The organism is Nocardioides donggukensis (genome assembly GCF_014842875.1).
Taxonomy (GTDB): domain Bacteria; phylum Actinomycetota; class Actinomycetes; order Propionibacteriales; family Nocardioidaceae; genus Nocardioides; species Nocardioides donggukensis.
This window is the reverse complement of record NZ_JACYXZ010000002.1, coordinates 430,794-450,273: the sequence shown is the minus strand read 5'-3', so window position 1 is coordinate 450,273 and position 19,480 is coordinate 430,794. Positions and strand designations below refer to the sequence as shown.

Here is a 19,480-nt window from a genome sequence, read left to right as displayed (position 1 = left end):
CCGGGACCATCCGTCAGGGGGCATCGGCAGCGGGGGCCTCGGGAGAGGGAGGGCGGAAGAGGGAGAGGGCGGGGTCGTCGAGGGCGAAGGAGCGGACCGGGCCGGGCCCCGTCTCGGCGGTCTCGAAGCGCACGGTCACCACGCCCCGCCCCGAGCCCCACACCCAGCCCGGCCCGAGCTCGGTGTGGACGACGTCCGAGCCGGGGGCCCACGCCCGGTGCCGGGTGGAGGGTACGTCGAGCGCCGGCTCCGGCTCCGGGTCCGCCTCGCGCTCGGAGTCGTCCGGGCCGAAGAGCTCGTCCTGCACCCAGTCGGCCAGGCCGGACACGCCGACGCCGAGCAGGCGCACCCCGCCGGTGGTGTCGAGGTCGGCGAGCAGCCCGCGGGCCAGCCGGGCGACGACGGCCGCCTCGTCGGTGGGGGAGCCGAGCGTCGTCGAGCGGCTGAGCGTGGTGAAGTCGTGCAGCCGGACCTTGATCGAGACCGTCCGGCCGGAGAGGCCGTGCTTGCGGAGCCGCTCGGCCACGTCCCGGGCCTGGCGCGAGAGCAGCCCCTCCATCAGCCGCCGGTCGGTGAGGTCCTCCTCGTAGGTGCCCTCGGCGCTCACCGACTTGGTCTCCCGCTCGGCCTGGACGGGCCGGTCGTCGCGGGCCCGGCACAGCGCGTGCAGTCCGTGCCCGAGGGAGCGCCCCACCAGCCGCACCAGCTCGTCCTCGCTGACCGCCTCGAGGTCGGCGATGGTGTGCACGCCGGCCCGGCGCAGCCGCTCGGCGGTGGCTGGGCCGACCCCGGGGATCACCGTGGCCCGCATCGGGCGGAGCAGCTCCTGCTCCGTGCCCGGCGGCACCACCACCAGCCCGTCCGGCTTGTCGAGGTCGCTGGCGACCTTCGCGACGAACTTCGAGGTGCCGATGCCGACGCTCGCGGTCAGCCCGCCGGTGACCTCGCGGACCCGGCGCCGCAGGTCGTGGCCGAACGCGGTCACGTCCGCCACCTCGTGGCCGGGCAGGTCGGCGGCGGCGAGGTCCACGAACGCCTCGTCCAGCGAGAGCGGCTCGACCAGCGGCGAGACCTCGCGCAGCAGGGACATCACCGCCGCGCTGGTCTCCCGGTAGGCGTGGAACCGCCCCGAGAGGTACGCCGCGTGCGGGCACCGGGCTCGGGCCTCCCGGGTCGACATCGCCGAGTGCACGCCGAAGACGCGGGCCTCGTACGACGCCGTGGCGACCACCCCGCGTCCGCCCACCCCGCCCACCACGACCGGCTTGCCCCGCAGGGAGGGCTTGTCCCGCTGCTCGACGGCGGCGAAGAACGCATCGAGGTCGATGTGCAGCACCGACGCATGCGACCTCATGACCGCCGAACCTACCCGGCACCGGGCCGCGAGACGTGCACACCACCCGTGGCCGGGGCGGCTCTCCACAGGCACCCGACCGACCGGGGCGGGCGGGGTGTCGGGTCGGCGACCGTGGGTCCATGGCCACACCGCACACGCTCACCGCCCGCACCCCCGAGGACCTGCTCGCCGCCGTGCCGTGCGTGCTCGGCTTCCGCCCGGAGGACTCGATGGTCATGCTGACCTTCGGCCCGGGCGCCGGGTTCCATGCCCGGGTCGACCTGCCGGACGGACCCGAGCAGGTCGCGCTCGTGGTCGAGCCGCTGCGCGCGGCCGCCTGTCGCAACGGGGTCCGGCGGGTGGTGCTGATCGCCTACACCGGCGACGCCGAGCTGGCGCGGACGGTCTGCGACGCTCTCGCCGGGGGCCTCGAGGAGGCCGGCGTCCGGGTGCTCGAGATGCTCCGCTGCGAGGGCGAGCTGTGGTTCCCGCTGACCGAGGGCCACCCGGAGCCGGCGTACGCCGGGGTGCGGCACGACGTGACCAGTCACCGGTTCGCGGTGGAGTCCGTCGTCCGCGGACGGGTGACCCACGCCTCCCGGGCCGACCTGGCCGCCTCGCTGCGCGGCACCGATGCCGGTCGCCGGGCCGACGTCGCGACCGCCGCACGGCGCCGCCGGCCCGGCGGGTCGGACCCGAGCCGGCGCCGCGCCGCCGAGGCGCGCTGGGTCCGGGACACGTTGTGCGAGGCGGTCGCCGACGGGACGACCCTGGCCCCGGCCGACGCGGGCCGGCTGCTCGTGGCCCTGCAGGACCGCGACACCCGCAACCTCGCCTGGTCGACGATCACCCCGGCCACCTGCACCGGGCACGTCGACCTGTGGTCGGAGCTGGTGCGGTGCAGCCCCGAGGACCTGGTCGCCGAGCCGGCCGCGCTGCTCGGGTTCGCGGCCTGGCTGGCCGGCTCCGGGGCCCTGGCCTGGTGTGCGCTCGACCGCGCGCTCGCCGTCGAGCCCGACCACGCCCTGGCCGCCGACGTCGGGATGCTGCTGGAGAACGCGGTGCCGCCGTCGGCCTGGGAGAGGCCCCGGGTCGGCGGCTCCGGGGCGGCGCCGGACGGCGAGGAGTGACCGTGCGGGGCCGGGGTGACTAGGCTGCGGGAATGGGTGAAGAGGTCGAGACACAAGAGTTCTCCCGGGCCGACCGCACGCGGCACCGCGAGAAGGTGCGGCAGTGCCTCGACGTGTTCGCCCGGATGCTGCGCGACGCGCAGTTCGACACCGACGACCCGATGACCGGTCTGGAGATCGAGCTCAACCTGGTCGACGACGCGGGCGACCCGGCGTTCAAGAACGCCGAGGCCCTGGAGCGGATCGCCGACCCGGACTTCCAGACCGAGCTCGGCCAGTTCAACGTCGAGATCAACGTCCCGCCGCGGCTGCTCCGCGGCGACGGGCTCACGGCGTACGAGGAGAACCTGCGGGTCAGCCTCAACGACGCGGAGTCCAAGGCCAACGACATCGGCGCGCACATGGTGATGATCGGTATCCTGCCGACGCTGGCCGAGGGGCACATGAGCCCGGACTCGCTCAGCGGCAACCCGCGCTACCAGCTGCTCAGCGACCAGATCCTCGCCGCCCGGGGCGAGGACATCCTCATCGACATCGACGGCGTGGAGCGGCTGCGCACCACCGCCGACTCGATCGTCCCGGAAGCGGCGTGCACGAGCACCCAGCTGCACGTGCAGACCTCGCCGGAGCAGTTCGCCGACTACTGGAACGCCTCCCAGGCGATCGCCGGCATCCAGCTGGCGGTGGGGTCGAACTCGCCGTTCCTGCTCGGCCGTGAGCTGTGGCGCGAGACCCGGATCCCGCTCTTCGAGCAGGCCACCGACACCCGCAGCGAGGAGCTGAAGGCCCAGGGTGTGCGACCCCGGGTGTGGTTCGGCGAGCGCTGGATCACCTCCGTGTTCGACCTGTTCGAGGAGAACGTGCGCTACTTCCCGGCGCTGCTCCCGGTCACCGAGGAGGAGGACCCGCGGACCGTGCTCGAGGAGGGCGGCGTCCCGGAGCTGGCCGAGCTGCGCCTGCACAACGGCACGATCTACCGCTGGAACCGTCCGGTCTACGACATCGCCTCCGGTGCCCCGCACCTGCGGGTGGAGAACCGGGTGCTGGCCGCCGGGCCCACCGTGGCCGACACGATGGCCAACGCCGCGTTCTACTTCGGGCTGGTGCGGGCGCTGGCCGAGAGCGAGCGGCCGCTGTGGTCGCAGATGTCCTTCAGCGCCGCGGAGGAGAACTTCCACGCCGCGGCCCGGCACGGTGTCGACGCCTCGGTCTACTGGCCGGGCGTGGGCCAGGTCCAGGCCACCGAGCTGGTGCTGCGCCGCCTGCTGCCGATGGCGTACGACGGCCTGGCGGCGTGGGGCGTGGGCCGCGAGGAGGCGGACCGTTTCCTCGGGATCATCGAGCAGCGGTGCCTGCAGGGCACGAGTGGAGCCGCGTGGTTCGGCACCAGGTTCCACGTGCATTACCAGCGGGAGAGCCGCGGCGACGCGCTGCGGCACACGCTCCTGCAGTACATCGAGCACATGCACAGCAACGAGCCCGTCCACGAGTGGCGCGACTGAGCCGAGGAGCTCAGCGACCGGGCCGGATCCGCAGCCGCTTCCAGGTGCGCGTCTCACCGGTGAGCGGCGCGTACCACCCGGTCGTGGTCACCACGACCAGGCACCGGGGCCGGACCTGAGCCTCCGCCAGGCAGCGGGTCACCGGCCCCAGCCAGGCCAGGTCCTGGTCGTGGGGGAGGGGAACCCCGGACCGGGTCAGCCACACCGCCGGACGGTCCGAGCCGAGCAGCGCCCGGCTGAGCAGGGCGGCCGCGACCTCGCTGCGCAGCCCGACGTCGAGAGGGTGGTTGCGGTCCTCGGCCCATGCCGCCGACTCAACGCCGAGCTCGCCGAGGTGCAGCACCGCCGGGAAGACCCGGCGCCGTTCGCCGGTCCGGAGCCGGTGCACGGCCAGCCTGAGCTGGGCGACCACCTCACGCCCGAGCCGCTGCTCCATGCCCCCAGCCTGCCGCCTGCGCGGGCTCGCCGCCTCCCGCCCTCCACAGCGGCAGGCGCCGCTAGGGCGGGGGAGGCCGGTCGAGCTCCTGGTCGAGCTCCTGGTCAAGCTCCTCGGCGAGCACGTCCATGAGCAGGCCGTCGTGCCAGCCGAGGCCGTCGGCGTCCCGCTCGTAGCGGCGCATGACACCGACCCGCCGGAAGCCGACCGCGGTGTAGCAGCGGATCGCCGGCTCGTTGTCCGCGGCGGGGTCGATCACCAGCCGGTGATGGGCCCGGTCACGCACCAGGTGCCGGGCCAGCACGGCGACGGCGTCGCGGCCGATGCCGCGACCGTGGACCGCCGGGTCGACGAAGATGTCGATGGAGGCGTGCCGGTAGTCGGGCTCGTCCTCCTCGCCGTACTGCACCATCCCGCGGACCGTGTCACCGAGCAGGACGGCGAAGCGGGTCGCCGAGGAGTCGTCGAAGGGCCACTGCGGCGAGGCGTCCTCGTCGCGCCACCGTGCCCGCACCTCGGGCGTGGCAAGGATGCGGCGCAGCGCCGGCACGTGCTCGGCCCCGACCGGCACCAGCACCACCTGTCGTCCGCGGAGCGTCGGCGTGCCGGTCACGACCCGGACCCGCCCTCGGGCGAGAGGTCGCCCGGCCTCACGACGTGCTCCACGTCGCCATCATCGCCTGCCGGGGCGACCCCCGCCAGGGGCGGTTCGGGGGTGGAGCCGGGCCCTGGAGTATCGACATGGGTCGCCTACCCTGCGGAGATGGTCCTACGACTGATCGGCGCCGGCTTGCCCCGGACCGGGACCTCGTCCCTCCGCGAGGCGCTTCGGCACCTGCTGGGCGCGCCGGTCTACCACATGAGCGAGGTCTTCGCTCACCCCGAGCACGCCACCACCTGGGAAGCCGCGCTCGAGGGTGATCCGCCGGTGTGGGACGACTTCCTGGCGGGATACTCCGCTGGAGTCGATGCGCCGTTGTCGAACTGCTGGCGCGATCTCGCGGCGGCGTACCCGGACGCCCCGGTGTTGTTGTCCCACCGCGGCACGGCGGAGGTCTGGCACCGCAGCATGGAAGCGACTGTCCTGCCCCGCACACGAGAGATCCTGTCGAGGGACGACGACCCGCTGACGCCTCTCTTCCGGGTGCTCTTCGTCGATCTCGCCACCGACATCGACGACCCCGAGGCCATGATGACGGGCTACGAGCGGCGGCTCGAGCAGGTCCGCGCGGGGATCGCGCCGGATCGGCTTGTCGACTGGCAGCCCGGCGACGGCTGGGACCCGATCTGCCGCGCACTCGGTGTAGCCGTGCCGAAGCTGCCCTTTCCTCACGAGAACAGCACCGCGGACTACCTGGCCCGCCGCGAGATCCGTGCCCGTGAGGGGCGGTGACCGCCCATCCGCGGGCGCGCCGCCGGTCCGAGCTGGGGTTGCCCGTGCGCCGGGATGTCTTGCGGCACCCGGGATACTGGTCGTGATGAGTGACAGTGACGAGCGGCCCCGTCTGGAGATCAACTGGGTCCAGTCCGCGGGCGGCGCCCTGGCGGCCGTCTCCTCCGCGGTCCTGCTCTCGACGTTCGGTGTCGCGGGCACGCTGATCGGCGCGGCGGTCGGCTCGCTCGTGATCACGGTCGGCGGCGCGGTCTACACCTACTCGATCAAGGCCACCCGGCAGCGGGTCGCGACCGCACAGACCGTCGCGGCGGCTCGGATCGGGCTGGCGCAGGCCCGGGTGCGAGAGGCCTCCGAGGAGATGGCGGAGGGCCGGCCGCGCTCGGCCGACGACGCCGCGGAGGACCTCGCGGAGGCCGAGGTGGACCTCGGCCGCGCCCGGTCCGCCCTCGCGGGCGGACTGCGGGAGGCGGACGAGCGGTCGGACTGGCGCCGCGTCCTGCGCGGGCTGCCGTGGAAGCGGATCGCGGCGGTCGCCACGGCGATCTTCGTCGCCGCGATGCTGGTGATCCTGGCGTTCGAGCTCGTCACCGGTCGGGCCGTCTCCTCCTACACCGGTGGCAGCGACCCGGACCGCCGCACCTCCATCCCCGGCCTGGGCGGGGGAGGTGGGAGCACCTCGGACCAGCCTGGGGACCAGCCCGGAGCCCCCTCCGACGAGGAGAGCGGGCTCCCGCCACAGGAGGACCCGGACGACGCCGAGCCGAGCGCCGAGCCGACCGACGAGCCGGCCGATCCGGCCCCGAGCGAGTCGGTGGACCCCGAACCGACCGAGGTGCCGACGCCGCAGACCTCGCCGACCCCCTGAGACCTCGCGGCCGGGAAATGACGGGATCCCGACCCGGCGGTGCCGGATCGGGATCCCGTGGATCGTGCGTGGTGCCTCAGCGAACGGGACGCTCCCACGTGCGCTGGTGCCAGGGCACGAAGGCGTCGAGAACGGAGTCGCTACGTCGGAACAGGTTCATGACCGTGGTCATGCGCACCCCCTCAGGTGTGGTCGGTTGCTGTGACTCGCGAGGGCTGCTCCCTCACCCGGATATCGTCTCGCGCGCGGGCGGGTTTCTCCCAAACGGCGGCGGGATGATCCTGGTCACCCTCGGACCGGCGTCCCCGGCGGGCACGGGTGCGAACCGCTCCGGGTGTGCGGGATACTCGGCGGATGGGCATCCACATCACCGGCGACGAGGTCGCCGACCAGGTCCTGAGCGAGGATCCGTTCGCGCTGCTCGCGGGGATGCTGCTGGACCAGCAGTACCCGATGGAGCACGCGTTCCGCGGCCCGGCCAAGGTGCTCGAGCGGCTGGGGACCCTCGACCCGGCCCGGATCGCGGCCGCCGACCCCGAGGAGTTCGCCGAGCTCTGTGCGACCACCCCCGCGGTGCACCGGTTCCCCGGGTCGATGGCCGGCCGGCTCCAGGCGCTGGCCACGATCGTCGTCGAGGAGTACGACGGCGACGTCACCCGCCTCTGGACCGAGGCGTCCGACGGCACCGACCTCCTGAAGCGGATCCAGCGGCTGCCGGGTTTCGGGAAGCAGAAGGCCCAGATCTTCGTGGCGCTGCTGGCCAAGCAGTGCGGCGTACGCCCGGCCGGGTGGGAGCAGGCGGCGGGCGGGTACGCCGAGGAGGGCTTCCGCTCGGTCGCGGACGTGGTCGACGAGGCCTCGCTGCACCGGGTCCGCGACTACAAGAAGAACAAGAAGGCGGCGGCCAAGGCGGCCGCGGCGGAGGCCTGAGCCCGCCCGGCCGACCGGGCCCGGGGGTGCGGCGCCGTGCGCTTCGTCGCCGTGGCAGAATACCAACGCGGCTCTTGACGTAACCGGGCTTTGCCGCGCCCCAATTGCTTTTCCCGAGAGGTGTTCGTGTCTTCGAGCTCGCGCAAGGTGCTTCCGGCTGAGGTCCTGTCCCATCCCGAGATCGCGGGGTTGCTGGAGTTGGCCGCCCCCACGGGGACCCTGACCCCGGACCAGGTCCGGGAGGCGAGTGAGGCCGCGGCCATCGAGCCGCGGCACCTCAAGGCGCTGCTGGTGCACCTCAGCGGCCAGGGCATCTCGGTGGCCGTCAACGTCGACGACCACGTGCGGGCCGTCGCGGCCGGCACCGCCCGCAAGACCACCACCGCGAAGACCGCCACCAAGAAGGCGCCTGCGAAGAAGACCGCGGCGACCAAGGCCGAGGCGCCCGTGGCAGAGCCGGCGAAGGCCCCCGCCAAGAAGGCCGCGGCCAAGAAGGCCCCTGCCAAGAAGACGGCCGCCAAGAAGACGGCCGACCCGGCCGAGGCGCCCGCCGCCGGGACGGACGCGGCCCCCGTGGTCGGCCCGGACGGCAAGAAGATCCTGCCGGACATCCCCGACGAGCAGTTCGAGAAGGACGTCGCGGTCGACCCGACCATCAAGCAGGACGAGAAGGAGGCCTCCTTCGTCGTCTCCTCGGCCGACGAGACCGACGAGCCGGAGCAGCAGGTCATGGTGGCCGGCGCCACCGCCGACCCGGTCAAGGACTACCTCAAGCAGATCGGCAAGGTCCCGCTGCTCAACGCGGAGATGGAGGTCGAGCTCGCCAAGCGGATCGAGGCCGGCCTGTTCTCCGAGGAGAAGGTCGCCGCCGGCGGCAAGCTCACGCCGAAGGTCCTCGAGGAGCTCGAGTGGATCTGCGACGACGGCCGCCGGGCGAAGAACCACCTGCTCGAGGCCAACCTGCGGCTCGTGGTCTCGCTCGCCAAGCGCTACACCGGCCGCGGCATGCTGTTCCTGGACCTGATCCAGGAGGGCAACCTCGGACTGATCCGGGCGGTCGAGAAGTTCGACTACACCAAGGGCTACAAGTTCTCCACCTACGCCACGTGGTGGATCCGCCAGGCGATCACCCGGGCGATGGCCGACCAGGCTCGGACCATCCGGATCCCCGTGCACATGGTCGAGGTCATCAACAAGCTGGCCCGGGTGCAGCGGCAGATGCTCCAGGACCTGGGCCGCGAGCCCACCCCGGAGGAGCTGGCCAAGGAGCTCGACATGACCCCGGAGAAGGTCATCGAGGTCCAGAAGTACGGACGCGAGCCGATCTCCCTGCACACCCCCCTCGGCGAGGACGGCGACTCCGAGTTCGGTGACCTCATCGAGGACTCCGAGGCGATCGTGCCGGCCGACGCCGTCAGCTTCACGCTGCTCCAGGAGCAGCTGCACGCCGTCCTGGACACGCTCTCCGAGCGCGAGGCCGGCGTGGTCTCGATGCGCTTCGGCCTCACCGACGGCCAGCCCAAGACCCTCGACGAGATCGGCAAGGTCTACGGCGTGACCCGGGAGCGGATCCGCCAGATCGAGTCGAAGACCATGTCGAAGCTGCGGCACCCGAGCCGCTCGCAGGTCCTGCGCGACTACCTCGACTGAGCCGCCCGCGCGCCCGCCGTCGACGGACCAGGATCGCGGCCGCCGGACCAGCTCTACGTTCTGCAGGTCTCAGGGCCCCAGAACCTGCCGAACGTAGAGACTCGCGGGTCGGCGCCGCGCGTGAGGCCTACTTCTTCTCGGCCCGGACCCGCCGGCGCAGCTGCCAGATCCGCAACGACCCAGCGACGCCCGCGATGGCGAGCCCGGCGGTGGTCGCGGCCAGCAGGGCGACCGCGAGCGGCGTACGACCGTCCCACCCGAGGAAGCTGACGCTGACCTCCTGGGTGTTCTGGGCGATGAAGATGATCAGCAGGACGAGCACAAGGCCGAGCCCGATCACCATCACCCACAGCCCGCTGGTGCGGGACCCGCGGAGCGGGTCCTTGGCCTCCCCGGCCGGGGCGCGCCTGGCGTCGCCTCCCTTGGTGCCGGCCTTGGCGCCGGACGCGCCGCCCTTGGTGGTGTCCGGGCCGGCGCCAGGGCCGGCGTGAGAGGTGGCCTTGGTGCCCTCGGCGGGCTTCGAGGAGTCGTCGTCCATGCTGCTCACGGTACCCATCCGCCCCGCACGTTGTCTGGAGCCGCACCGTCGGGTTGTATGGGGGGAGCACGACGAGGACGGCCCGACGGCCGCCCCGCACCGACCCGCGGTCGCCCCGGCGACCGGTCCGGACCTGGAGGGGGCGGACGATGACCGCACAGACCCACACGCTGCCCGACGGGGACCTCGACCCCCTCACGGGTGCGACCGACCCGGTGGCGGCCGCCCACGAGTACGTCGCCGGGCAGGCGTTCCGCGCGGACGAGCGACGGCGGGTCGGCCTCGAGCTCGAGTTCCATCTCGTCGACCTGGCCGACCCCGCGCGTCGCCCCGAGTGGCCGCAGGTGCAGTCGCTCGTGGCCGGCCTGCCCGCGCTCCCCGGCGGCAGCAGCGTCACGGTGGAGCCCGGCGGCCAGGTGGAGCTGTCCACGCCGCCGCGCGACGACCTCCCGGCCGCGGTCGAGGCGCTCGCCGCCGACGCCCGGGGGCTGCGGTCCGGCCTGTCCGGCACCGGCTTCGGCGTGGCCGCACTGGGCGCGGACCCGGCCCGGCCGGTCCGGCGGAGCAACCCGGCGTCGCGGTACGTCGCGATGGAGGACCACTTCGAGGCCGTCGGCTGCCCCGGGGCGGGGCGCTCGATGATGGCCTCGACGGCGGCGCTGCAGGTGAACCTCGACGCCGGCCCGGCGGGGGAGTGGCAGTCCCGGCTGGAGCTGCTGCGGTCCCTGGTCCCGGTGCTGGTGGCCGCCTCGTCGTCGTCGCCGTACCTCGCCGGGCGGGCCTCCGGGTGGCACTCGATGCGCCAGGAGACCTGGGCCGGGATCGACGCCGGTCGCAGCGACCCGGTGCCGGTGGGGGAGCCGACCGCGGCGTGGGCGGCGTACGCGCTGGCGGCGCCGGTCATGCTGGTCCGCGACGGGGACCGGCACACCGCGCTGACCACCCGGGTCTCGTTCGCCGAGTGGCTCGCGGCACCGGAGCGGGTGGGGCGGCCGGCCGCGGTCGCCGACCTCGACTACCACCTGAGCACGCTGTTCCCGCCGGTCCGGCCGCGGGGCTACCTGGAGATCCGCTGCCTGGACTCCCTCCCGGACCGCTGGTGGCCGGCCCTGGCCGGCCTGGTGGTCACCCTCGTCGACGACCCGACGGCCGCCGACGCGGCCCGCGACGTCGCCGCCCCCGCCGCCGGGCTCTGGGAGGCCGCGGCCCGGCACGGCATCGACCACCCGGAGGTGCGCCGCGCCGTGACCGGGTGCGTCGAGCTCGCCGCCCGGCACGCCCACGCCGCGGTGCGCCCGGGGCTCGAGGAGCTCGCCGAGCTGATCGGATCCGGCCGGACCCCCAGCAGCGAGCTGCGGGCCCGGATCGACGCCGTGGGCCCGACCCGGGTCCTCGAGGAGGAAGCCCATGCATGAGACCGCCGCCCGCGGCCTGGAGGCATCCCGGGCCCGCACCACCCGGCTGACCGAGCTCGACGACGTCGAGCTCACCACCCAGCACAGCGCGCTGATGAGCCCGCTGGTCTGGGACCTGGCCCACATCGGCCAGCAGGAGGACCTCTGGCTGCTCCGGGGCGGGGACCGTTCGGCGCAGGGCCTGATCTCGGCCAACGTGGAGCGGCTCTACGACGCCTTCGAGCACCCGCGGGCCACCCGTGTCGACCTGCCGCTCCTGACCCCCCGGGAGGCCCGGTCCTACCTCGCCGACGTCCGCGGCCGCGTCCTCGACGTGCTCGAGCGGACCGACGAGCAGGAGCTCTTCCCGTTCACGATGGTCGAGCAGCACGAGCAGCAGCACGTCGAGACGATGCTGGCGACCCACCAGCTCCGGGACGGCGCCCCGGTGCTCGGCGCCGGCACGCCGCTTCCGCCCGGCCGCCCGGTGCCCGCCGACGCGGTCACCGTGCCGGCCGGGCCGTTCGTGCTCGGCGTGGACGGCGCCGACGCCCCCGGGTCCCTCGACAACGAGCGGCCCGCGCACGTGGTGGACCTGCCCGGGTTCCGGATCGGGCGGGTGCCGGTGAGCAACGCCGACTGGCAGGGCTTCATCGACGCCGGGGGCTACGACGAGCCGCGCTGGTGGTCGGCGGAGGGCTGGGAGCACCGGACCGACGCCGGGCTCGAGCGACCCCTGTTCTGGTCCGCGGACGGGTCCCGGCGGCGCTTCGGCATCGTGGAGGAGGTCCCGCCCGACGAGCCGGTCCAGCACGTGTGCTTCCACGAGGCGGAGGCGTACGCCGCCTGGGCCGGGGCCCGGCTGCCCACCGAGCAGGAGTGGGAGAAGGCCTGCGCCTGGGACCCGGAGGCGGGCCGCCGCCGGCGCTGGCCGTGGGGTGACTCCGAGTGGACGCCGGCGCTGGCCAACCTCGGCGGCGACGCGCTGCGGCCGGCGCCCATCGGCGGCTACCCCGCGGGCGCCTCGGCGTACGGCGTCGAGCAGACGATCGGCGACGTGTGGGAGTGGACCTCCTCGACCTTCGAGCCGTGGCCCGGCTTCGAGCCGATGCTGTACGCCGACTACAGCGCGCCGTTCTTCGGCGCGGAGCACCGGGTGCTGCGGGGCGGCTCCTGGGCGGTCGGCGAGGGCGCGGTCCGGCCGTCGTTCCGGAACTGGGACCTCCCGATCCGGCGACAGATCTTCAGCGGCCTGCGTCTGGCGTGGGACGGTGTGTAGGCACCTGGCCTGGCTCGGAGCGCCCCGATCGCTCGGCGAGCTGGTGCTCGAGCCCGAGCACGGCCTGCTCCGCCAGTCCTACCAGCCGCGCCGCCAGGCGCGCGGCCTGATGAACGCCGACGGCTGGGGGGTGGGGTTCTTCGTGCCCGAGCAAGAGGCGCCGGTGCGCTGGCGCTCCGCGAAGCCGCTGTGGGGCGAGACCTCGTTCGCGTCGGTCGCCCCGGTCCTGCGCTCCGGCGCGGTGCTGGCGGCGGTCCGCTCGGCGACGGTGGGCATGCCGATGGACGAGACGGCCGCAGCGCCCTTCACCGACGGCCGGTGGCTGCTCTCCCACAACGGCAAGGTCGACCGCTCCGTGCTGCCGGCCGACCGGCGGGCCGAGTCGGCGTGCGACTCGGCGCTGCTGGCCGCCCACGTCTTCGACCGCGGCCCCGACCTGCTCGGGGAGACCGTGCGCGCGGTCGCCGGCCGCGACCCCGCGGCGTACCTCGGGCTGCTGCTGACCGACGGCGAGCGGATCCTCGCCACGACCTGGGGCGACCCGCTGAGCCACCTCGTCACCGACGAGGGCGTCGCCGTCGCGAGCGAGCCCTGGGACGACGACCCGCGCTGGGTCGACGTCCCCGACCGATCCCTGCTGGAGGTGACCCCGGCCGGGGTCACCGTGACCGAACTGGAGAGCTGATGCCCGTCGCCGACGTCGCCGTCCACCTCGACCCCGGGAGCCTCGCCGCCCAGATGGCCGTCGACGTGCGGGCCGGCCTGACCGCCAGCCCGAAGACGCTGCCGCCGAAGTACTTCTACGACGCCCGCGGCAGCGAGCTGTTCGACGAGATCACCCGGCTGCCGGAGTACTACCCGACCCGGACCGAGTGGTCGATCCTGGAGGCCCGGGTCGGGGAGATCGCAGCCGCGACCGGGGCGCACAGCCTCATCGAGCTGGGCAGCGGCACCTCGGAGAAGACCAGGCTGCTGCTGCACGCTCTGCAGGACGCGGGGACGCTGGCCGCCTTCGTGCCCTTCGACGTGGACCCGGCGGTGCTGGCCGAGGCCAGCGCGCAGGTGGCCGACGAGTTCCCGGGGATCGAGGTTGCCCCGGTGGTCGGCGACTTCGAGAGGCACCTGTCCCTGCTGCCGGGTGAGCCGCCCCGGCTGATGGCGTTCCTGGGGTCGACCCTGGGCAACCTGGAGCCTGACCACCGGAGCATCTTCCTGCGGGGGGTGCGGAGCGCACTGGGCCCCGACGACGCCTTCCTGCTCGGCACCGACCTGGTGAAGGCGCCCGAGCGCCTGGTCGCGGCGTACGACGACGCACAGGGCGTCACGGCGGCGTTCAACAAGAACGTGCTCTCCGTGCTCAACCGCGACCTCGGCGCCGACCTCGACCCCACGGCGTTCGAGCACGTGGCGCGCTGGGACCCCGACCGCGAGTGGATGGAGATGCGGCTGCGCTCGCTGCGGGACCAGCAGGTCCGGGTGGCGGCCCTCGACCTCGACGTCGTGCTCGCCGAGGGCGAGGAGGTGCGGACCGAGGTGTCGGCGAAGTTCCGGCGCGAGGGCATCAGCGCCGAGCTGGAGGCCGCCGGGCTGCGGCTGACCGAGTGGTGGACCGACCCCGCGGGGGACTTCGCGCTCTCGCTCTCGCGCCCCGCCTGAGGTCTGGCCTGGCCTCCCGGCTAGGCCCTGTCAGGGCCCTGTCAGGGCCCGGTCAGGCCTCCCGGCTGAGCAGGACGACGGTCGCGTCGTCGCGCCGGTGTCCGGCCGCGGCGGCGCTCTCGACCAGCGCCTCGACCGCGTCGGCCGGGTCCCGGTGCTCGCGACAGGCCCGCACCAGCGGACCGAGGGGGTCGTCCTCGTCCTCGGCGGGGAAGCCCTCCAGGACCCCGTCCGAGACGATCAGCAGCGACTCGCCCGGGCCGATGGCCTCGCTGCCGGCGTCGCGGGACCGCTCGGGCCACAGGCCCACGGGCGGGTCCTCGGTGCGCAGGGGCCGCCCGGGACCGCTGGCCCCGAAGACCACGCCCAGACCGTGGCCGGCGTCGAGGAAGCGCACCTCGCCGGTCGCCGGGGTCACGCGGACCATCAGCATCGTCACGAAGCTCGAGGTGGCCTCGAGGTCCGCCTGGACGGCGTGCGCCGCCTGGGAGAACGCCGCCTCGAGGTCGTGGACGCCCGCGGCGGCGCTCACCACGGACCGCACCTCGGCGGCGAGCAGGGCCGCCCCCAGCCCCTTGCCCATCACGTCCCCGACAGCCAGGTGGAGGTCGCCGGCATCGCCGAGCGCCCAGTCGAAGAAGTCGCCGCCGACGTCCGCGGCCGGCTCGCACCGCCCCGCCAGCCGGTAGCCCGCAGGGACCGCCAGCGGCCCCGGGAACAGCCCCTGCTGGACGTCCCGCGCGTCCAGCATGGACTTCTCGGTGGCCAGCTCCCGGTCCACCCAGGCCGCGAGCTCGCGCAGCATCAGCCGCTCCTGCTCGGACAGCTCGCGCGGCTGGTCGTCGATGATGCAGAGGGCGCCGACCGGGTGGCCGCCGCCGTCGTGCACCGGCACGCCGGCGTAGAACCGGATGTGCGGCTCACCCAGCACCAGCGGGTTGTTCCGGAACCGGTCGTCGCTGCTGGTGTCGGTCACGACCATCGTCTCCTCGCGACGGATCGTATGCGCGCAGAAGGCGTCGGGGGCCGGCGTGTTCCGACTGGGCAGTCCGTACCCCGCGAGCGTGAACTGGCGCTCGTCGTCCACGAGGTTGACCGCGGCGATCGGCACGCCGAAGAGTCTCCGCGCCATCCGGGCGATCCGCTCGTAGCGCTCGCTCCGCGGCGCGTCCAGCAGCCCGAGGGCCCGGACCGCGTCCAGGCGCGCCGTTTCGTCCACCGCGGTGACCTCCCGCCGATTCCCCCGAGTGCCGCGTGTCCGGCTGGGAGGCAATCTACGTGCTCGGGCTCAGCCGGCGGCGACCAGGGCGACCGCGACGCCGCACAGGAGCAGCCCCACGGCCTGCCCACGGTGGATCCGCTCCTTGAGCACGCCGGCTGCGAGCAGGATCGTCACCGCGGGGTACAGCGAGGCCAGGATCGCCGCGGTGGTGAGGGCGCCCCGCTGCACCGCGAGCAGGAACGCGATCGTGGCGGCCGCCCCGAGCAGCCCGCAGACGGCGCCGACGAGCGCCCGCGGCTCGCGCGGCCGCCAGGACACCCCCAGGCCGGTCGCGATGAGGATGATCGCCACCGAGGCGACCACCTGGTTGAGCGCGAGCGGGAGCAGCCCGGCGTCCTCCGGGATCTGGCCGAGGGCGGCGAACAGGGAGCCGAAGCCGAGCCCGGCCAGGACACCGTCGAGGACCCCGCGCCCGACGGCGGGACCGTCGGCGGGGGCGTGCGAGGCGGGCTCGCGGGAAACCAGCCAGATGCCCGGCAGGGCGGCCAGCACGCCGAGCCAGACCAGGGTGCCCGGTCGCTCGCCGCCCAGCAGCCCGACCACGACCGGCACCAGCGCGGCACCGACGCCGGAGATCGGGGCCACCACTCCCATCCGGCCCGAGGACAGTCCGCGGTAGAGGAAGGCGGTGCCGAAGCCGTTGCCGATCCCGGCGGCCAGTCCCCACCCGAGGTCGGCGCCGGTCGGGTCCCCGCCGAGCACCCAGGCCCCGATCAGCACGAAGCCGGCCCCGGTCACCGAGGCCACGAAGGCGACCGACCAGGCCGACGTACGCCGTGAGGTGATCCCGCCGACGAAGTCCGAGAGACCGTAGAAGACCGCCCCGGACAGGGCGAGCAGCACGGTCACACGACCACCGCGCCGACGCCCCACGTGACCGCCGCCAGGAGGCCGGCGGCCAGCTCGATCAGCATCGACAGGCCGACCGCCTTGAGGGCGGTGAGGGTGGTGCCCCGGGCCGCGGCGTCGCCGACGCGGCGCACCTCGGCGAGGTAGACCCCGCCGACGAAGCCGAGGACGAGACCCAGCACGGGGATCACGAAGAAGCCGACGATGCCGAGCAGCCCGCCGGTGAGCAGCGTGGAGCCGGGCACCCCGGCGGCCTGCATCCGGCGCCCGGGCACGGCGTACTTCACCACTGTGCCGACGGCCAGGAAGGTCGTCGCCACCGCGAGCACCACCCAGCCGGCGGGCTCACCGACGAGGACGGCCCAGGTCAGGACGGCGGCGAGGATCAGCGCCGTGCCCGGGAGCACGGGTAGCAGGATGCCCACGAGGCCGACGACGATCGCCAGGCCGGTCAGCAGGTCGAGAAGGGTCACCGGGGGAGCGTCGCACACGGCGGCCGGGCCAGAGACACGAGGAGGCCCCGACCAGGACGGTCGGGGCCTCCTCGGATCAGCTGGTCAGTCAGCGGCCACCGTGGTGGGCTGGTCCAGCTTGTGCGTCTCGTCGATCACGGCTACGGCGACCTCACGGAGCTTGTCCTCGTGCTCACGGTGGTGGTGCGCGCAGAACAGCAGCTCCAGGCCGGAGGCGAGCTCCACGCGGAGGTAGGCCTGGGCACCACAGCGGTCACAGCGGTCGGCTGCGGTGAGGGCGGCGGAGCTGGGGGCAACGGCAGTCGTCATGTCGGCCTCTCTTTCCTCTCGGTGTCTGGTCAACGAGCGATGCGGGAGGTTGATTCCCCCACCCCTCGTGGCGCCGGACACATTCATCCAAGCACGTCGGTCCACACCGCACCGGAGTGCACTCCACACTCCGGACGCGTCCATCGGTCGTGAGACGTCCGGGCCACGTCAGTCTGACGCCCAAACCGCCCCCCGGGTTGCCGATCCGCAGAACCCGTCCGGATCGTGTCCCCATCGTGATGCGTCCCACGCGGCCAACATAGATCGGCGGCCCAAGGTTGCCGGGGAGGGCGTGCCGTCCGGGACTCACGGCGTGTCGCGGGTAGATTCATCCCGTGCGGTGGATCCGCACCCTCCCGTCATCCGTACCCGCACCCGACGAAGGACAGCACGATCGACAACACCTACAACGCCGCTCACCTCCTCGTCCTCGAGGGGCTCGAGGCGGTCCGCAAGCGGCCCGGCATGTACATCGGGTCGACCGACACCCGCGGTCTCATGCACTGCGTGTGGGAGATCATCGACAACGGCGTCGACGAGGCGCTGGCCGGTGCCGCCCAGCGGATCGAGGTCACGCTGCACCCCGACGACTCGGTCGAGGTGGTCGACGACGGGCGCGGGATCCCGGTCGACAAGGAGCCCAAGACCGGGCTCCCCGGCGTCGAGGTGATCTTCACGAAGCTGCACGCCGGCGGCAAGTTCGGCGGCGGGTCCTACGTGGCCACCGGTGGTCTGCACGGCGTCGGCGCCTCGGTCGTCAACGCGCTGTCGTCCCGGTTGGACGTCGACGTGGACCGCTCGCCGGCCCAGCAGGGGATGTCGTTCCAGCGGGGTGTGCCCGGGGTGTTCGCCGAGGAGGGCCCCGGGTCCGGCTTCACGGCGAGGTCCGGCCTGACCCGCAAGGGCAAGCGGGTGACGAAGGGCCGGAGCGGCACCCGGGTCCGGTTCTGGCCGGACCGGCAGATCTTCACCCGCGACGCGACCTTCGTCTACGACGAGCTGATCACCCGCGCCCGGCAGACCTCGTTCATCGTCCCCGGCCTCGAGCTGGTCGTCCGCGACCTGCGCGGGCCGGAGCCGGTCGAGGAGAAGTTCCGCCACGACGGTGGCATCGCCGAGTACGCCGACTTCCTGGCGCGCGACGAGCCGGTCACCGACATCGTCCGGCTCCAGGGCATGGACACCTTCACCGAGACCGTGCCGCTCCTCGACGACGCCGGTCACATGACGCCGCAGGAGGTCGAGCGCGAGCTGACCGTCGACGTGGCGCTGCGGTGGGGGACCGGCTACGAGACCGAGATGCGCTCCTACGTCAACGTGATCGCCACCCCCAAGGGCGGCACGCACGTCAGCGGCTTCGAGCAGGCGGTCACCAAGACCTTCAACGACGTGATGCGCCAGACCAAGGCGCTCAAGGTCAACGACGCCGACGTCATCAAGGACGACGTGCTCGAGGGCATGACCTCGGTGGTCACGGTGCGGCTGGCCGAGCCCCAGTTCGAGGGCCAGACCAAGGAGATCCTCGGCACCCCGGCCGCGCGCACCGTCGTACGCAAGGTGGTGACCGCGGAGCTCAAGAAATTCCTCACCTCCACCAAGCGCGCGGAGAAGGCGCAGGCCAAGCTGGTCATGGAGAAGGTCGTCGGGGCCTCCAAGACCCGGATCGCCGCTCGCCAGCACAAGGAGACCCAGCGGCGGAAGAACGCGCTCGAGTCCTCGGCGCTGCCGGCCAAGCTCGCCGACTGCCGCTCCAACGACGTCGAGCGCTCCGAGCTGTTCATCGTGGAGGGGGACTCGGCCCTCGGCACCGCCAAGCTGGCCCGCAACTCGGAGTTCCAGGCGCTGCTGCCGATCCGCGGCAAGATCCTCAACGTGCAGAAGGCATCGGTCGGCGACATGCTGAAGAACGCCGAGTGCGCCTCGATCATCCAGGTCGTCGGCGCCGGCTCGGGGCGGACGTTCGAGCTGGAGGCGGCACGCTACGGGCGGATCATCTTCATGGCCGACGCCGACTCCGACGGCGCCCACATCCGCTGCCTGCTGGCGACGCTGTTCTTCAAGTACATGCCCGAGCTGATCACCGAGGGCCGGGTCTTCTCGGCGGTGCCGCCGCTGCACCGGATCGAGGTCTCGAACCCGAAGAAGGGCATGGACAAGTACCTCTACACCTACTCCGACGACGAGCTGCAGCGCACGCTCGCGGACCTGAAGAAGCGGGGGGTGCGCTGGAAGGACCCGGTGCAGCGCTACAAGGGTCTGGGCGAGATGGACGCCGACCAGCTCGCGGAGACCACGATGGACCCGCGCCAGCGGACGCTGCGCCGGATCACCGTGGACGACGCCGACGTCGCCTCGAAGGTGTTCGAGCTGCTGATGGGCTCGGAGGTGGCGCCGCGCAAGGAGTTCATCGTCCAGGGGGCCTACGAGGTCGACGTCGAGGCGCTCGACGCCTGAG

At 73.4% G+C, this 19,480-nt stretch carries 19 protein-coding genes; 11 read left to right on the top strand and 8 right to left on the bottom strand.

Going from position 1 to position 19,480, the window contains the following annotated elements; genetic code table 11:
• Positions 1 to 13 precede the first annotated feature (13 nt).
• Positions 14 to 1,354, bottom strand: a complete 1,341-nt coding sequence (locus IE331_RS08515; protein WP_192142521.1) for a DNA polymerase IV — start codon at positions 1,352 to 1,354, stop codon at positions 14 to 16.
• A 122-nt stretch (positions 1,355 to 1,476) separates the two neighbouring features.
• On the opposite strand from IE331_RS08515, the gene IE331_RS08510 reads away from it, so the two are divergent.
• Together IE331_RS08510 and IE331_RS08505 are read left to right on the top strand one after the other, a co-directional pair.
• Positions 1,477 to 2,466 (top strand): DUF4192 domain-containing protein, encoded by a 990-nt coding sequence (locus IE331_RS08510; RefSeq protein WP_192142519.1) that lies wholly within the window; start codon positions 1,477 to 1,479, stop codon positions 2,464 to 2,466.
• Between the two features lie 32 nt (positions 2,467 to 2,498).
• Positions 2,499 to 3,968, top strand: coding sequence for a glutamate--cysteine ligase family protein (locus IE331_RS08505; RefSeq protein WP_192142517.1), 1,470 nt, complete (start codon positions 2,499 to 2,501; stop codon positions 3,966 to 3,968).
• Positions 3,969 to 3,978: 10 nt separating this feature from the next.
• Here IE331_RS08505 and IE331_RS08500 read toward each other — a convergent pair whose 3' ends face one another.
• Positions 3,979 to 4,404 (bottom strand): hypothetical protein, encoded by a 426-nt coding sequence (locus IE331_RS08500; protein WP_192142515.1) that lies wholly within the window; start codon positions 4,402 to 4,404, stop codon positions 3,979 to 3,981.
• A 61-nt stretch (positions 4,405 to 4,465) separates the two neighbouring features.
• Positions 4,466 to 5,017 (bottom strand): GNAT family N-acetyltransferase, encoded by a 552-nt coding sequence (locus IE331_RS08495; protein ID WP_192142514.1) that lies wholly within the window; start codon positions 5,015 to 5,017, stop codon positions 4,466 to 4,468.
• 150 nt (positions 5,018 to 5,167) lie between these two features.
• On the opposite strand from IE331_RS08495, the gene IE331_RS08490 reads away from it, so the two are divergent.
• From IE331_RS08490 to IE331_RS08475, 4 genes are all read left to right on the top strand, one after another.
• Positions 5,168 to 5,797, top strand: coding sequence for a sulfotransferase family protein (locus IE331_RS08490; protein WP_192142513.1), 630 nt, complete (start codon positions 5,168 to 5,170; stop codon positions 5,795 to 5,797).
• Between the two features lie 85 nt (positions 5,798 to 5,882).
• Positions 5,883 to 6,665 (top strand): serine/threonine-protein kinase, encoded by a 783-nt coding sequence (locus tag IE331_RS08485; protein WP_192142512.1) that lies wholly within the window; start codon positions 5,883 to 5,885, stop codon positions 6,663 to 6,665.
• Positions 6,666 to 7,019: 354 nt separating this feature from the next.
• Positions 7,020 to 7,595, top strand: a complete 576-nt coding sequence (locus tag IE331_RS08480) for an HhH-GPD-type base excision DNA repair protein (protein WP_192142511.1) — start codon at positions 7,020 to 7,022, stop codon at positions 7,593 to 7,595.
• Between the two features lie 120 nt (positions 7,596 to 7,715).
• Positions 7,716 to 9,245: an RNA polymerase sigma factor gene (locus IE331_RS08475; protein ID WP_318646795.1), complete on the top strand. Its 1,530-nt coding sequence runs from the start codon at positions 7,716 to 7,718 to the stop codon at positions 9,243 to 9,245.
• Between the two features lie 127 nt (positions 9,246 to 9,372).
• Here IE331_RS08475 and IE331_RS08470 read toward each other — a convergent pair whose 3' ends face one another.
• Entirely contained in the window at positions 9,373 to 9,783 is a 411-nt protein-coding gene (locus IE331_RS08470) for a lipopolysaccharide assembly protein LapA domain-containing protein (RefSeq protein ID WP_192142510.1), read from the bottom strand.
• Positions 9,784 to 9,932: 149 nt separating this feature from the next.
• Between IE331_RS08470 and egtA the strand changes: the two genes are divergently transcribed.
• The 4 genes from egtA to egtD are packed head-to-tail and all read left to right on the top strand — an operon-like array spanning position 9,933 to position 14,112.
• Positions 9,933 to 11,198, top strand: a complete 1,266-nt coding sequence (gene egtA, locus IE331_RS08465; protein WP_192142509.1) for an ergothioneine biosynthesis glutamate--cysteine ligase EgtA — start codon at positions 9,933 to 9,935, stop codon at positions 11,196 to 11,198.
• Positions 11,191 to 12,456 carry an ergothioneine biosynthesis protein EgtB gene (egtB, locus tag IE331_RS08460; RefSeq protein WP_192142507.1) on the top strand — a complete coding sequence of 422 codons (1,266 nt, stop codon included), beginning with the start codon at positions 11,191 to 11,193 and terminating at the stop codon, positions 12,454 to 12,456. The genes egtA and egtB overlap by 8 nt, the downstream gene beginning before the upstream one ends.
• The gene (gene egtC / locus IE331_RS08455) at positions 12,449 to 13,141 is read left to right on the top strand and encodes an ergothioneine biosynthesis protein EgtC (protein WP_192142505.1); all 693 of its coding nucleotides are present in this window, start codon (positions 12,449 to 12,451) and stop codon (positions 13,139 to 13,141) included. Before egtB ends, egtC begins: the two co-directional genes overlap by 8 nt.
• Positions 13,141 to 14,112 (top strand): L-histidine N(alpha)-methyltransferase, encoded by a 972-nt coding sequence (egtD, locus tag IE331_RS08450; protein WP_192142503.1) that lies wholly within the window; start codon positions 13,141 to 13,143, stop codon positions 14,110 to 14,112. The genes egtC and egtD overlap by 1 nt, the downstream gene beginning before the upstream one ends.
• A 52-nt stretch (positions 14,113 to 14,164) precedes the next feature.
• Here the strand turns inward: egtD and IE331_RS08445 are convergent, their stop codons facing one another.
• The 4 genes from IE331_RS08445 to IE331_RS08430 form a co-directional block, all read right to left on the bottom strand.
• A complete protein-coding gene (locus IE331_RS08445; RefSeq protein WP_192142501.1) occupies positions 14,165 to 15,331 on the bottom strand; it encodes a PP2C family protein-serine/threonine phosphatase in 1,167 nt (388 codons plus the stop codon).
• Positions 15,332 to 15,400: 69 nt separating this feature from the next.
• Positions 15,401 to 16,243: an EamA family transporter gene (locus IE331_RS08440; protein WP_192142499.1), complete on the bottom strand. Its 843-nt coding sequence runs from the start codon at positions 16,241 to 16,243 to the stop codon at positions 15,401 to 15,403.
• Complete coding sequence (locus tag IE331_RS08435) at positions 16,240 to 16,716, bottom strand: DUF456 domain-containing protein (protein WP_192142497.1); 477 nt, start codon at positions 16,714 to 16,716, stop codon at positions 16,240 to 16,242. Before IE331_RS08435 ends, IE331_RS08440 begins: the two co-directional genes overlap by 4 nt.
• Before the next feature lie 84 nt (positions 16,717 to 16,800).
• On the bottom strand, positions 16,801 to 17,025 hold the full coding sequence (locus tag IE331_RS08430; RefSeq protein WP_192142495.1) for a DUF7455 domain-containing protein: 225 nt from the start codon (positions 17,023 to 17,025) through the stop codon (positions 16,801 to 16,803).
• A gap of 330 nt (positions 17,026 to 17,355) precedes the next feature.
• On the opposite strand from IE331_RS08430, the gene IE331_RS08425 reads away from it, so the two are divergent.
• Complete coding sequence (locus IE331_RS08425) at positions 17,356 to 19,479, top strand: DNA gyrase/topoisomerase IV subunit B (RefSeq protein WP_192143163.1); 2,124 nt, start codon at positions 17,356 to 17,358, stop codon at positions 19,477 to 19,479.
• Position 19,480 lies beyond the last annotated feature (1 nt).

Bases quoted from the DNA above. Each gene is read 5' to 3' on its own strand.
- IE331_RS08515 (WP_192142521.1), bottom strand. From the start codon at position 1,354: ATGAGGTCGCATGCGTCGGTGCTGCACATCGACCTCGATGCGTTCTTC.
- IE331_RS08510 (WP_192142519.1), top strand. From the start codon at position 1,477: ATGGCCACACCGCACACGCTCACCGCCCGCACCCCCGAGGACCTGCTC.
- IE331_RS08505 (WP_192142517.1), top strand. From the start codon at position 2,499: ATGGGTGAAGAGGTCGAGACACAAGAGTTCTCCCGGGCCGACCGCACG.
- IE331_RS08500 (WP_192142515.1), bottom strand. From the start codon at position 4,404: ATGGAGCAGCGGCTCGGGCGTGAGGTGGTCGCCCAGCTCAGGCTGGCC.
- IE331_RS08490 (WP_192142513.1), top strand. From the start codon at position 5,168: ATGGTCCTACGACTGATCGGCGCCGGCTTGCCCCGGACCGGGACCTCG.
- IE331_RS08485 (WP_192142512.1), top strand. From the start codon at position 5,883: ATGAGTGACAGTGACGAGCGGCCCCGTCTGGAGATCAACTGGGTCCAG.
- IE331_RS08480 (WP_192142511.1), top strand. From the start codon at position 7,020: ATGGGCATCCACATCACCGGCGACGAGGTCGCCGACCAGGTCCTGAGC.
- IE331_RS08470 (WP_192142510.1), bottom strand. From the start codon at position 9,783: ATGGACGACGACTCCTCGAAGCCCGCCGAGGGCACCAAGGCCACCTCT.
- egtA (WP_192142509.1), top strand. From the start codon at position 9,933: ATGACCGCACAGACCCACACGCTGCCCGACGGGGACCTCGACCCCCTC.
- egtB (WP_192142507.1), top strand. From the start codon at position 11,191: ATGCATGAGACCGCCGCCCGCGGCCTGGAGGCATCCCGGGCCCGCACC.
- egtD (WP_192142503.1), top strand. From the start codon at position 13,141: ATGCCCGTCGCCGACGTCGCCGTCCACCTCGACCCCGGGAGCCTCGCC.
- IE331_RS08430 (WP_192142495.1), bottom strand. From the start codon at position 17,025: ATGACGACTGCCGTTGCCCCCAGCTCCGCCGCCCTCACCGCAGCCGAC.